Annotated in this window: 11 protein-coding genes and 1 tRNA gene; 3 read left to right on the top strand and 9 right to left on the bottom strand. The window is 58.9% G+C overall.

What is annotated here, in order from left to right:
• Position 1 precedes the first annotated feature (1 nt).
• The 3 genes from ACR0NB_RS04380 to ACR0NB_RS04370 all read right to left on the bottom strand — a co-directional run bounded on the left by ACR0NB_RS04380 (position 2) and on the right by ACR0NB_RS04370 (position 4,120).
• Positions 2 to 433: a universal stress protein gene (locus ACR0NB_RS04380; RefSeq protein WP_170338483.1), complete on the bottom strand. Its 432-nt coding sequence runs from the start codon at positions 431 to 433 to the stop codon at positions 2 to 4.
• Positions 430 to 3,039 carry a TRAP transporter permease gene (locus ACR0NB_RS04375; protein WP_170359133.1) on the bottom strand — a complete coding sequence of 870 codons (2,610 nt, stop codon included), beginning with the start codon at positions 3,037 to 3,039 and terminating at the stop codon, positions 430 to 432. Before ACR0NB_RS04375 ends, ACR0NB_RS04380 begins: the two co-directional genes overlap by 4 nt.
• Before the next feature lie 112 nt (positions 3,040 to 3,151).
• Positions 3,152 to 4,120, bottom strand: a complete 969-nt coding sequence (locus ACR0NB_RS04370; protein ID WP_170338481.1) for a TAXI family TRAP transporter solute-binding subunit — start codon at positions 4,118 to 4,120, stop codon at positions 3,152 to 3,154.
• A gap of 474 nt (positions 4,121 to 4,594) precedes the next feature.
• Here ACR0NB_RS04370 and ACR0NB_RS04365 point away from each other — a divergent pair, with 474 nt between their 5' ends.
• Positions 4,595 to 5,584 carry a hypothetical protein gene (locus ACR0NB_RS04365; protein WP_480775032.1) on the top strand — a complete coding sequence of 330 codons (990 nt, stop codon included), beginning with the start codon at positions 4,595 to 4,597 and terminating at the stop codon, positions 5,582 to 5,584.
• Between the two features lie 23 nt (positions 5,585 to 5,607).
• Here the strand turns inward: ACR0NB_RS04365 and ACR0NB_RS04360 are convergent, their stop codons facing one another.
• The 5 genes from ACR0NB_RS04360 to ACR0NB_RS04340 form a co-directional block, all read right to left on the bottom strand.
• Positions 5,608 to 6,339: an SDR family oxidoreductase gene (locus ACR0NB_RS04360; protein ID WP_480775031.1), complete on the bottom strand. Its 732-nt coding sequence runs from the start codon at positions 6,337 to 6,339 to the stop codon at positions 5,608 to 5,610.
• A gap of 2 nt (positions 6,340 to 6,341) precedes the next feature.
• The gene (locus ACR0NB_RS04355) at positions 6,342 to 7,667 is read right to left on the bottom strand and encodes an FAD-binding oxidoreductase (RefSeq protein WP_480775030.1); all 1,326 of its coding nucleotides are present in this window, start codon (positions 7,665 to 7,667) and stop codon (positions 6,342 to 6,344) included.
• Positions 7,664 to 8,086 (bottom strand): GtrA family protein, encoded by a 423-nt coding sequence (locus ACR0NB_RS04350; RefSeq protein WP_170338477.1) that lies wholly within the window; start codon positions 8,084 to 8,086, stop codon positions 7,664 to 7,666. The genes ACR0NB_RS04355 and ACR0NB_RS04350 overlap by 4 nt, the downstream gene beginning before the upstream one ends.
• Positions 8,083 to 9,501 carry a UbiA family prenyltransferase gene (locus ACR0NB_RS04345; RefSeq protein WP_480775029.1) on the bottom strand — a complete coding sequence of 473 codons (1,419 nt, stop codon included), beginning with the start codon at positions 9,499 to 9,501 and terminating at the stop codon, positions 8,083 to 8,085. Before ACR0NB_RS04345 ends, ACR0NB_RS04350 begins: the two co-directional genes overlap by 4 nt.
• A gap of 573 nt (positions 9,502 to 10,074) precedes the next feature.
• Positions 10,075 to 10,160: transfer RNA gene (locus tag ACR0NB_RS04340), tRNA-Leu, on the bottom strand.
• A gap of 143 nt (positions 10,161 to 10,303) precedes the next feature.
• On the opposite strand from ACR0NB_RS04340, the gene ACR0NB_RS04335 reads away from it, so the two are divergent.
• Together ACR0NB_RS04335 and ACR0NB_RS04330 are read left to right on the top strand one after the other, a co-directional pair.
• Positions 10,304 to 10,882, top strand: a complete 579-nt coding sequence (locus ACR0NB_RS04335) for a YqaA family protein (protein WP_093962156.1) — start codon at positions 10,304 to 10,306, stop codon at positions 10,880 to 10,882.
• Positions 10,879 to 11,343 (top strand): disulfide bond formation protein B, encoded by a 465-nt coding sequence (locus ACR0NB_RS04330; protein WP_480775028.1) that lies wholly within the window; start codon positions 10,879 to 10,881, stop codon positions 11,341 to 11,343. The genes ACR0NB_RS04335 and ACR0NB_RS04330 overlap by 4 nt, the downstream gene beginning before the upstream one ends.
• Before the next feature lie 2 nt (positions 11,344 to 11,345).
• Here ACR0NB_RS04330 and ACR0NB_RS04325 read toward each other — a convergent pair whose 3' ends face one another.
• Positions 11,346 to 11,933 carry an HNH endonuclease gene (locus ACR0NB_RS04325; RefSeq protein ID WP_093962158.1) on the bottom strand — a complete coding sequence of 196 codons (588 nt, stop codon included), beginning with the start codon at positions 11,931 to 11,933 and terminating at the stop codon, positions 11,346 to 11,348.
• Between the last annotated feature and the right edge of the window lie 179 nt (positions 11,934 to 12,112).

Genomic DNA, 12,112 nt, shown 5'->3' with positions numbered 1-12,112 from the left:
CTTAGCGGACCACATAGACCGAAACGTTCGAGTGGCGCACCACTCGCGCCGCGTTCGGCCCCAACAGGTAATCCTTGAAATCCGGCTTGTGCGCACCGATCACGATCAAATCGCTGCCGGCGCTTTCGGCGGTCTTCAGGATCTCCTGATAGGCCGTGCCGGTTGCAACGACATGGCGGATCGTGGCGTTGCGCTCTGACCCGACCGCATCGACACACAGCTCAACCAGCTTGTCATGCGCTTCGTGCTGCGCCTTGTCGTGGAAGTCGGGCCGGAAAAAGCCGGACACCCAGCTTTCACCGAAATCCGGCAGTACGGTCACCACGTCCAGCTGCGCCCCGTCGAGATCGGCCAGTTTCGCGGCAATTTTCAGGACAGGAGCATCGATATTGCCATTGCTGATGTCAACGGCGCACAGGACGGACTTTGTCATGCGGGCACCTCTTGTCTGGCGGCACGGCCGCGTTGCAGGAAGGCGATCAACCCCAGCAGCAGCATGGCCGGGATATAGATCAACTGTTTGGGCGGCTGGCTGACCGGCAGATCGGCGGATGCGATGCGCACCGGCTCGTCCGCGTAATAGTCGAAATTGGCCAGATCATCGGCGATTGGCGAGCCGAACATCGGTTCGTCCATCTTCACCAGGCCATCTTCCTCGATCAGCAAAAAGCCCATGGCATCAACACGCGCCGCACCATCAGGTTCGGACCCTACGGTGACGACGACCGTGGTCTCGGTCATGTTGCCGGTGTCGAAATCCGGCCCGCTGACCACGACCCGCACGTCGGTGCCGGGTTCAGCCTCACCAATGGCCTGAACGAATCCGGCCGGCTCGACCTCGAGGTGCGAGGGCGAGATGCGATCCATAAAATAGTCCGGCCGGAACAGCGCGAAGGCGATCGCAATCAGCGCAACGCTTTCGTAGATGCGGCTGTGGGTCAGGAAGTAGCCCATCGTGCCGGCCGTGAACACGAGGATCGCAATCGTGGCGAATATGGCCACTATGATCCCCTCAACCCAAGTGACATCGATCAACAGCAGGTCGGTGTTGAAGATGAACACGAAAGGCAGCGCCACGGTACGCAGGCTGTAGAAGAACGCGGTGAATCCGGTCTTGATCGCGTCACCGCCCGATACGGCGGCCGCAGCAAAGCTGGCGAGGCCCACAGGAGGCGTCACGTCGGCCATGATGCCGAAGTAGAACACGAACAGATGGACCGCGATCAGCGGCACGATCAGGCCGCTTTGCGCGCCCAGTTCGACCACAACGCCCGCCATCAGCGAGCTGACGACGATGTAGTTTGCCGTGGTCGGCAGCCCCATGCCCAGGATCAGGCTGAGCAGCCCGACCATCACCAGCATCAGGATCAGGTTGCCGCCGGACAGGAACTCGACCAGATCGGCCATCACCTGCCCCACACCGGTCAGGGTCACGGTACCGACGATCACGCCGGCCGTGGCCGTGGCCAGCGCAATGCCGATCATGTTGCGCGCGCCGTCGATCAGGCCCTGCCACAGATCGGCAACCCCATCGACAAAGGAGTTTGCCAGATCGCTCTGCCCCCGGAAGATCGCCTTGAGCGGTTTCTGCGTCAGCAGGATCACAAACAGCAGCGCGGTCGCCCAGAAGGCCGACAGACCCGGCGACTTCTGTTCGATCATCAGGAAGTAGACCAGAACGATAATCGGCAGCAGGTAATGCAGGCCGGCCTTGTAGATCTCGGAGATCACCGGCAGCTTCACTTCGGTCGCGTTCGGGTCATCGGGCTCAAGGTCGGGAACCTGAGCCGCCAGGTACAGCAGAGCAACATAGACGGCGCACACCGCCAGGCTCAGGATCAGACCAGCGCTGGACGGCGCCCAGCTTGTGACAGCATCCACCGGGAACTGCGAACCATAGCAGAGCCCCGCAAACACCAGGAAGAACATCAGCATCCCCACGACCGTCCGCGCCAGATGCACGTCGCGGTCGCCCAGAGTGGGCATGTTCCGCTTCACGGCCTCGAGATGGACGATGTAGACCAGCGCAATGTAGGAAATCGCCGCCGGAAGGAAGGCGTGGGTGATGACCTCGACATACGAGATGCCCACGTACTCCACCATCAGGAAGGCGGCGGCGCCCATCACGGGCGGCATGATCTGGCCGTTGACCGAACTTGCAACCTCGACCGAGCCGGCCTGCTCGCTGGTAAAGCCTACGCGCTTCATCAGCGGGATGGTGAAGGTGCCGGTGGTGACGACGTTGGCGATGGACGAGCCCGAAATCAGGCCGGTTGCGGCCGAACCGACAACGGCGGCCTTGGCCGGACCACCGCGCAGGTGACCCAGCGCGCCGAAGGCCATCTTGATGAAGTAATTCCCTGCCCCGGCCTTATCCAGCAAAGCGCCGAACAGAACGAAGAGGAACACGAATTTCGTCGAAACACCCAAGGCGATGCCGAACACACCCTCGGACGTGATCCACATGTGGCTCATCGCCTTTTTCAGGCTGGCGCCTTTCCAGCGGATCACCTCGGGCACCCACTCGGACGAGCCGAAGAACACATAGGCCAGGAAGATCGTCGCGATGATCGCCATGGCGGGGCCAAGCGCGCGCCGCGCGGCTTCGAACAACAGGATCAAGCCACCGAGGGCGATCCATTTGTCGACATCATCCGCCAGACCGCCCGCATTGACGATCTTGTCATAGAAGAAATAGCCGTAAAGGGCGACACCGGCTCCCAGTACACCCATGATCCAATCCTGGATCGGAATGTAGTTTCGCGGACTGGATTTCAGCGCTGGATAAGCCGCGAAGGCCAGGAACATCGCGAAGGCCAAATGAAACTGACGCGCGTTGTTCACAACGCTGCCGGGCAGCACATAGTTGGCAATCGGTGACGCCAGAACGACTTGAAAGATCGACCAGATCGCGGCCACGATCGCCAGGAACAAGCCGACATTGCCAGCCGGGTCCCGCGCCCCCGCATCCGAGGATGCGACCAGTTCCTGTAGTTCTTCTTCGGATAACGGACGATTGCCCTGTTGATCAGCGCTCATCAAATGTCTCCCCGTCCAACGGCCGGTTTCCGGCGCAGTTTTGGTATTACCGGCCTCTCACCGGTTGAAAACGAGGCGCGAACAGCGCCTCGTTTCTGGACTTGAAGGTGGATTACTGGATCCAGCCTTTTTCTTTGTAGTACTTCTCGGCGCCCGGATGCAGCGGAGCCGACAGACCGTCCTTGATCATTTCCTCAGGCTTGAGGTTGGCGAAGGCCGGGTGCAGCTTTTTGAAGTCGTCGAAGTTCTCGAAGACCGAGCTGACAACCGCGTACACCGCATCGTCAGACACGTTTGCCGAAGTCACGAAGGTCGCGCCCACACCGAAGGTCTGGGTGTCAGCGTCCGAACCGCGATACATGCCGCCGGGGATGGTGGCCGTACGGTAGAACGAGTTGTCGGCAACCAGCTTGTCAACGGCTTCGCCGCTGACGTTCACCAGAACCGAGTCGCACGCAGTGGTGGCTTCCTGGATCGAACCGGACGGGTGGCCGACAGTGTAGACCATCGCATCGATCTGGTTGTCACACAGCGCGGCCGACTGTTCGGCGGCCTTCAGCTCGGTTGCCAGTTCGAAGTCATCCGTGGTCCAGCCCAAGGCTTCCATCAGAACTTCCATGGTGCCGCGCTGACCCGAACCGGGGTTGCCGATGTTGACGCGCTTGCCCTTCAGGTCTTCGAAGTTCTTGATGCCGGAATCAGCACGCGCCACCACGGTAAACGGCTCGGGGTGAACAGAGAATACGGCGCGCAGCTCTTCGAACGGGCCGTTTTCCTCGAATTTCGAGGTGCCGTTGTAGGCATGGTACTGCCAGTCGGACTGGGCCACACCGAATTCCAGCTCGCCTTCGCGAATGGTGTTGATGTTGTAGACCGATCCACCCGTCGATTCGACCGAGCAACGCACGCCATGTTCTTTGCGGCCCTTGTTCACCAGGCGGCAGATCGCGCCACCGGTGGGATAGTACACGCCGGTCACACCGCCGGTGCCGATGGTGATGAATTCTTCGGCATAAGCCGCCGGAGCCATGAGGGCAGCGGTCACGACCGCGCCGAGGCTGAGCTTGCTTTTCTTGATCATTTAGGAACTCCCAAGATTCTTATTGTGGACGGAAGACAGGCCAAAGGCCCCTTGTCCGGGGGACGAGCCATTATGACAATCCGCATGAGCAGGCAACGGATGAGCTCAAATTTTCCCGAATTCTCCCAACAGTCACGATGGTTTGTTGCCCGTACCGCTGTTGTCAAGCGTTATGCGCCCGACCCCGGCGCCGGGACGCACATATGACGTAGAACCCGAAAATTTCCCCGGCTTGACCCCGCAACTATGGGTGTCGCACCGTGTTGACCGGTCCGCGGCGCGTCAAGTATGATCTCTCAGGTCGCTGAGTTCGAAGATTTTTTGTTTTCTGACAATCGGTTATTTGTTTTTTTCCTGTTCGTGTGAGTTCACAGCGTGATTGGTTATTCTTCTTTGCAAAGCAAATCGTCATCAATCAGCGAGTTCCGCTGGCATTTGTTTCTGGCGCTGGTCTTTACGGTCGCCGCCGGAGAGATGTTTTTCGACACATATCGCGTCGTTTACTTCGGCGCGGTCTCTTTCGACGACTATTCCCACTACCTGCTGTATCTTCTGGATGAAGAGCGTGGCCGCGTTCCCCCTTCGCCGCATGTTTACCGCATAGGCTCGGTCATACTTGCGCTGCCGTTCTACAATCTGCCGTTCGTGTCACTGTCTACCGGGTCAGGAGAAGTCTTTCTTCCTGACAGCGTTGCCGACGCCAAGGCTCTGGCCGCGATGTGTGCCGCCAACGTCTTCTACCTGGTCCTGACGGCGCTTCTGGTTTACGCCTATTTGCTGCGGCGTGTTGGAACCACTGCGCAATGGGCATTTATCGGCGCCGCATCAGTTCTGTTTCTGGGGCAGTTTCTGGCGCTGGAAGGCAATGACGGCATCTCGGTCTTTCCCTTGACAGTGGCCCTTTTGTTGGCTGCCGAGAAGAAATGGAAGTGGTTTGTTCTTACCGTGTTTCTTGGCGCGTTCATCAATGAAAAGATCATCATCGTGACGCTGCTGATCTTTGGTCTGCGCGCATTGGCAATGATGTCCTTGCGCAGCGACGAGGCCAGGGTCACGGCCGCCCTGTTCTGCCTGTTCGTTGGATTTCTGGTTGTCATTACCGCATTTCCGTTTCCCGGCGTGAACGACAATCAGAGACAGGTTGGGCAATTCATCTCCAGCGCGCTGTCCACTTTAAAAGGCAGCACAAGTGTCAAAGGACTGTATCTGAACGTCTGGCCGTTGTTGGTTCTGACCGCCTGCTGGTGGATTGCCGTAACCGGTCAAGCTGCAAATCAGGTCCTGCGCCGGACGGACGTTTTGGCGCTGCTGGCGTTTTTCTCGCTCATCGCCATGTTGAACGTACAGTTCAATATCGGTCGGCTGGTCATGTACTTCATGCCGTTTTTTGTCGTGGGCTGCATTCAGGCCCTCGCAGCCAGCGACAACTCGCGCGCTGCTACGTCCAGAGACGGCAATGAGTGACGAGGCCACCCGGCAACGCGAGGTCAGATGCTGAGCTTCTTGAACACCGGCTCGGGGATGTTTCGGATGATCGCCATGATCAGTTGCCAAATCGGCTTGACGTAGATCACGTTCCGACCGCGCTCGACCGCCCGGGCCGTTGCGGCGGCAACCTCGGACGGTTGCGCGGTCAGACGCTCGGGCAAGTCCATTCCTTCGGTCATTTGTGTGTCGACGAATCCCGGAAGAACCGTCACGACATGCACGCTTTTCTTGGCAAGCCGGTTGCGCAACCCGGACAGAAATGCGGTCAGGCCGGCCTTGGCTGATCCGTATACATAGTTGGTCGCCCGGCCCCGATCACCGGCCACGGAACTGACACCCACGATCGTACCCGACCCGTGCTCTTCGAACCGGTTGGCAAAGGCTCCGAGGATCTGAGCCGGCCCTTCGAAGTTGCTACGCATCACCAGAGAAGCTGCGGCGGCGTCCTTTTCGTTCTCGGTCTGCTCGCCCATGTACCCGACAACGCATACAACGATACCCGGCAATTCAGGCAACGCATCGATGAACCCATCGAAGCTGTTGGCTTCCAGAACGTCGAACTCGTGCAACGTTGCCCCGACACCATAGCGCAGCTCGATATCGGCCTTGTCGGCCTCAAGCGTCTCAGCATTCCGGGCGGCCAGCTGGACCGGGTGCCCCCGCTCGGCAAACTCATGAGCGATGGCCTTGCCGATATCCGACCGGGCACCAAGAACGAGAACGTGTTCCATTGTCATATTTCAAGCCTTTCTGACTGGGCCGAGCGGAACCGGTCCCGCCACCCATTGACGTTGCGCGCCTCGCGGAATCGGGTCACGCGATCGTCTGATCTGTTCAAAGTATTGGCCGACATCCTGCTGTCTTTGGCCAGGTAGAACCGTCCACCATGTTCCAGAGTGATCCGATCCAGCTTGTCCATGAGAATGAGCGTTTTGTCGGAAATCGGGAAATCAAGCGCCAGCGTGTATCCCTCCATGGGGAAGGAAAACGGACTGTCCTGCGGGCCGAACCGTTTCAGCACGGACAGAAACGAACCCATGCCCTTGCCAGCGATAGCTTGCAAAAGCTGGGTCAGACCGGCGCGTGAACGGTGGATAGGCAACGCGCATTGAAACTGGGCAAAGCCGCTACGACCGTAGATACGGTTCCATCCCAATATGGCGTCCAGCGGATAAAAGAACGTATCCCAGTTCACCAGCTTGGTGTCGCCGTTTCGAACCCCCATCCAATAGTAACCGGCGTTGAATGCCCGAACCGTATGGCGGTTCAAGGCAAACGACGGCAGATCCATCGGCACGGATTTTTTGCGCTTGGTCGGGCAGATCAGGGGTTGCCTGGCATACCGCCCCGGCAGGTCCGAGACCGCAGCGTGTTCTCCCAGCATCACCAGAGACCGCCCCAGGTTTCGGCCTGTGGACAAGCAGTCGATCCACGCGACCGAGTATGTTGCATCCTGTGCGGCCTCGAATGCATTCATCGCATCCTGAAGGCTGGGTGCGGCTATGGTCTTTTGCTTGATCCAACCTGTCTCGACCGGCTGCAACCGAACCGCGGCCCGTACGATGATCCCGGTAAGGCCCATGCCGCCCAAGGTGTGGTCGAACAATGCGCTGTTCGAGGCGCGGCTGCATCGGGTGATTTCCCCATCATCGCCCATGACCTCAACCCATTCGACGCAATGGCGGAAACTACCGACACGGTGGTGGTTCTTGCCATGAACATCTGCGGCGATGGCACCGCCGATCGTGACGAATTTGGTGCCCGGTGTAACGATCGGAAACCAACCCCGGGGCAGAAACGCTGCGATCACGTCGCCCAGCAGAACCCCCGCCTCGGCAACCAGCACTCCGGTCTGGTTGTCGAAGGACACCATCCTGTTCAGATGCCGGGTGTGTACGGTTGTCGTGCGCCCAATTGCGCTGTCTCCATAGGCGCGTCCATTGCCACGCGCGATCACATCGGGTCCCTCCCGCACGACCGACCGAAGGCTTTCGACGCTGCGCGGCGCGATCACTCTGGTCTCAAGAACGGGGTACCTGCCCCAGCCGGAAAGCCTCATGCCCGCGCCTCTGCCGAGCCGGTGTTGAATACGAAGCGCTTATCGAGATGGTACTTTATCACGTAACCCACCGTCAGCCCGATAACCGCGCCAACCTCCCGCATGAGATCGGTTTTCCAAACCACCCAAAAGGCCGTCTCGGTGCCCCAAAAAATTGCGGTGGTGACCACACCCATCGCCGTATACAGCGAAAATTTCTGACCGTGGGCCTTCAGTCCCGTCTGCCGGTCATAGAAAATCCAGTGCTTGTCGAGGGTATATTTGACCACAAGGCCGACCAGAGTACCCGCAAACACTGCAGCCGCGAAGTACCAGCCACCCTCGCCAAGCGACAGCACTGCGCGCTGCGCGGCCAGGTTCAAGGCCATCGCCACGATGGCAAAGGCGGAATAGCGCAGAATCAATCCCTGAACCGTCACAGCATTGACCCCGCGACAACGAACAGCAGAATTATGGCAAAGCAAAGCAGGCTGACCGGGTCCTTGGCCGCGTAGATCACGGGATCATCGTGCATGTTGCCACGATGCGTAATCATGACGGTCCGGGTGATCCAGAACAGCAGAACAGCACACACGCCCCACAGGGCCTGCGGGTAGGAGTAGAGCTGCACCACCACCGGCGAGCTGACGTAGAGTGCCATCACCAGAACGGCGACATAACCCGCGCTGACGGCGATCATGGAGATAATCGGAAGGTCATCCACGTGATAGCCGCGCCCGGTTGCCGACAATTTACCGCGCGCCGCATAGTCCACCAACTCGGCCTGCCTTTTGACCGCCGCAAGCGACAGGAACAGAAACATCGAAAATGCAAGGAGCCAGACTGAAAGCTCCAACCCGGTTGCCGCTCCACCCGCCACGATCCGGGTCGTGTAAAGGCCGGCCAAGACACAGATGTCGATGACCAACTGGCGCTTTAGATACAATGAATACCCGGTCGTCAGCGCATAATACGCCACCATCACCAGGAAAAAATCCAGCCCGACCATGGCTGCGATGACCGAGCCTGAAATCAGCAGACCGGCAGCCATCCACGTTCCGGACGAAATCGGAATGCTGCCCGAAGCAAACGGCCGCGCGCGTTTGCGCGGATGCGCCCGATCTGCTGCAAGGTCCAGCAAGTCATTCAGAACATAGACACTGGATGCGATCAGGCTGAACGATACGAAAGCCAGCACAGACAACCAAAAGACCTGCCCGGTCAGTTGATGGGCCGCCAGCATCGGCAAAAAGACCAGAAGGTTCTTCATCCATTGATGCGGACGCAGCGCCTTGAGGTAGGACTTGGCGGTCACTTCGTGTGTGTGCAGATGCTCGACCTTGGGTGCGACCGCTTCCGCTTGTTTCGCCAGTCCTGGCCCCGCGTTTACGGAAACCGCCAGATTGGCCCTTCGCCACACCGCCAGATCGGCGTGGGAATCGCCCATATAGGCGTATCCGCCCGGACCAAAGCGTTCGTCCAGAAACTCGGCCTTGTTTTCACCTTTCAGGTTCAGCGACCCGTCGGAGCCATAAACCTCGTCAAAAATACCCAGATGGGCTCCGATGCTTTGGGCAATGCCCTCATCCGAGGCCGTCACAAGGGCGGTCTTGCCGCCATCAGCGCGCCATTTCTTGACGTATTCCACCACCTTGGGATCATAAGGCAACGAGGTGACGTCAATTTCGGCCTCTTCGGCCAGGTAACGTTTCAATGAAGCGCGTCCACCCAACAGAGCCGCGGCGGAGTGAAACGGGCTGCGCCAGTTCCGTCCGAAAGCCGACCAAAAGCTTTCGTACAGCATGTCACTCTTCAAAAGAGTGCCATCCAGATCTACCACAAGGATTTTGCACATAAATCAACCAACTATAATCATTACCCGGGACGGGGAACTATGAGGTCCGTTATTGCAAAGCTCAAAAGGCATGGCAACTGCACAGCCGTGCCAGCCAACCCTTCTCGTCATAGCCTGCTTCGATATCACGTCAGTGCCTGTCACGGCTCTTTGTTTCACCAATTTCTATGGCCAAATGATGGCGTCACGGCCTGTCCCGGTGACGCTGTACCATAATCGCGTTCTTTCAAGTGTTTGACGGCTCTGCACCCAAAGCGGCCGTATTCATATTGCGCGAGCTTAAAGGATCACGTCACTCTGGAATGCGCCCACTTCAGCGCCCAGACACGCGCGGATACGCTGCCAGAGACACCGTGCAGCGGAGACACAGACGACCCTTGTTGTAGCTATAGTTGACGATCTGGAAACTCTACCGCCGCGCCCGATATTGCATCGAAGACGGTCCAGATCCCGCTAGTCCGCGTACAGTTTCGTCGCCCAATTCGAGGCTGGATGCCCGAGTCGCAGTCAACCGCACACGCCACAATTGACAGAGCAAATGCCCTGAACACTATACCAAAACGGGTGCGGTGGTGGTGCCCAAGGAGAGACTCGAACTCTCACGCCCGTGAAGGCGGGGGATTTTGAATCCCCTGCGTCTACCATTCCGCCACTTGGGCCACGCGCATTGAATTACCGCCCATCTTGCCGAAGGTCCAGAGGCAAAAATCGGTCAATCGACGATCAGCCCGAGACAGATCGGTTGACGCCCCGTCGGGCGCGTGGTTTGCCTCGTCATGACTAAGCTTGGGAACTCGCGCTGATGCTGCAATCGCTTTATGATCGGACGATCCGACTGGCCGACCACCCACACGCCCTGTGGGTGTTGGCATTTGTGGCATTCATCGAAAGCTCGGTCTTTCCGATTCCACCCGACGTGCTGATGATCCCAATGATTCTGGCGCGCCCATCGCGGGCATGGCTGATTGCCACCGTCGCGCTGGTGTTCTCGGTCCTGGGCGGGCTTTTGGGATACGCAATCGGCGCGTTTTTCTACGACAGCATCGGACAACCCATCCTCGAAGCGATGGGCAAGGGTCACGCGATGCAGGAATTCAACCAGCGGTTCAACGATTTCGGGTTCTGGGCCGTTCTGACCGCCGGTGTCACGCCTTTCCCGTACAAGGTCATCACGATCATGTCCGGTTGGACGGGAATGCCGCTGGGAACTTTCATCGCCACTTCGATTCTCGCCCGCGCTTTGCGGTTCTACATCGTCGCGGGGTTGCTTTGGGGCTTTGGCGAGCCTATCCGGGACTTCATCGAAAAGCGGCTTGGGCTGATGTTCACCTTGTTCATCATTCTTCTGATCGGCGGATTTCTGGTGGTGAAATACATATGACGCGGGAACGGACACTCATTTTGCTGGCAGCGGGTGGGTCTGCAGCATTGCTTCTTGCGGCTTGGGGGTTCCAGTACCTGGGCGGCATGGCACCGTGTAAATTGTGCATCTGGCAACGCTACCCGCATGGTGCGGCTGTGCTGCTCGGCGTGCTGGCTTTTGCATTTCCGGGCGTGCGCCTGCTGCCCCTCCTCGGCGCAGCCGCTGCCGCCGCCACGTCCGGCATCGGCGTCTATCACGCCGGGGTCGAGCGCGGCCTGTGGGAAGGCCCGTCCAGTTGCACATCGGGCAGTATCAGCGGCCTGTCCGCCGAGGAGTTGATGGAGCAGATCATGGCCGCCCCGTTGGTACGGTGCGACGATATCCCGTGGGAAATGTTCGGGCTGTCCATGGCTGGGTGGAACGCACTGCTGTCCGCAGGTCTGGTTCTGGTGTGGCTGGCCGCCTGGCGCGCGCGCTGACCCTACTGTGCGTCCAGTTCCGCATCCCAATACAGAAAGTCGATCCAGCTTTCGTGCAGGTGGTTCGGCGGAAATTTCCGTCCGATATTCTGCAGCATACTGGCGTCAGGCTGCCGAGGCGGCTTGCGCAGGCTCATCCCCGCCTGACGCAGCGATTTCGACCCCTTGCGCAGATTGCATGGGCTGCAGGCGGCCACCACGTTCTGCCAACTGGTGACGCCCCCTGCTGCACGCGGCACGACGTGGTCGAAAGTCAGTTCGCCCCGGCTACCGCAGTACTGGCAGCGGAATTCATCCCTCAGAAATAAATTAAAGCGCGTGAAGGCCACGCGCTTTCTGGGTTTCACATAGTCTTTCAGGACAACCACCGACGGTATTCGGATCACCGTACTCGGGCTCCGGACCACTTCGTCATACTCGGCGACGATATCGACCCGGTCCAGCCAGGCGGCTTTTATCGCCTCCTGCCAGGGCCACAGCGACAGCGGATAGTAGGAAAGCGGGCGATAATCGGCGTTCAAAACCAATGCCGGATGGTGCTTGAGGGCACCTGGCTCCCTGACAAATTCGGTCCTGAAATCTCCGTCCATGGCTGAATCGCTCCTCGCTCTCGGCTGCCTGTATGGGACACCAGAGCGGGGAGCACCCGCCCCGGTCTTAACTTAACTATATATCGTGTTAAAACTCTGACAAGTCCTGTTTTTCCACAACATCTCGGTAACGGACTATTCCGAATCCGTAACAATCACGTGACAGTTATCCACAGCTT

This window comes from Ruegeria sp. CG3 (genome assembly GCF_056537205.1).
The sequence above is the reverse complement of the archived record's forward strand: the minus strand, read 5'-3'. Positions and strand labels throughout refer to the sequence as shown.

Coding starts and splice junctions, on each gene's coding strand:
- ACR0NB_RS04360 (WP_480775031.1), bottom strand. CDS start 6,339: ATGGAACACGTTCTCGTTCTTGGTGCCCGGTCGGATATCGGCAAGGCC.
- ACR0NB_RS04335 (WP_093962156.1), top strand. CDS start 10,304: ATGCTGCAATCGCTTTATGATCGGACGATCCGACTGGCCGACCACCCA.
- ACR0NB_RS04375 (WP_170359133.1), bottom strand. CDS start 3,039: ATGAGCGCTGATCAACAGGGCAATCGTCCGTTATCCGAAGAAGAACTA.
- ACR0NB_RS04355 (WP_480775030.1), bottom strand. CDS start 7,667: ATGAGGCTTTCCGGCTGGGGCAGGTACCCCGTTCTTGAGACCAGAGTG.
- ACR0NB_RS04370 (WP_170338481.1), bottom strand. CDS start 4,120: ATGATCAAGAAAAGCAAGCTCAGCCTCGGCGCGGTCGTGACCGCTGCC.
- ACR0NB_RS04325 (WP_093962158.1), bottom strand. CDS start 11,933: ATGGACGGAGATTTCAGGACCGAATTTGTCAGGGAGCCAGGTGCCCTC.
- ACR0NB_RS04365 (WP_480775032.1), top strand. CDS start 4,595: ATGTTTTTCGACACATATCGCGTCGTTTACTTCGGCGCGGTCTCTTTC.
- ACR0NB_RS04380 (WP_170338483.1), bottom strand. CDS start 433: ATGACAAAGTCCGTCCTGTGCGCCGTTGACATCAGCAATGGCAATATC.
- ACR0NB_RS04330 (WP_480775028.1), top strand. CDS start 10,879: ATGACGCGGGAACGGACACTCATTTTGCTGGCAGCGGGTGGGTCTGCA.
- ACR0NB_RS04345 (WP_480775029.1), bottom strand. CDS start 9,501: ATGTGCAAAATCCTTGTGGTAGATCTGGATGGCACTCTTTTGAAGAGT.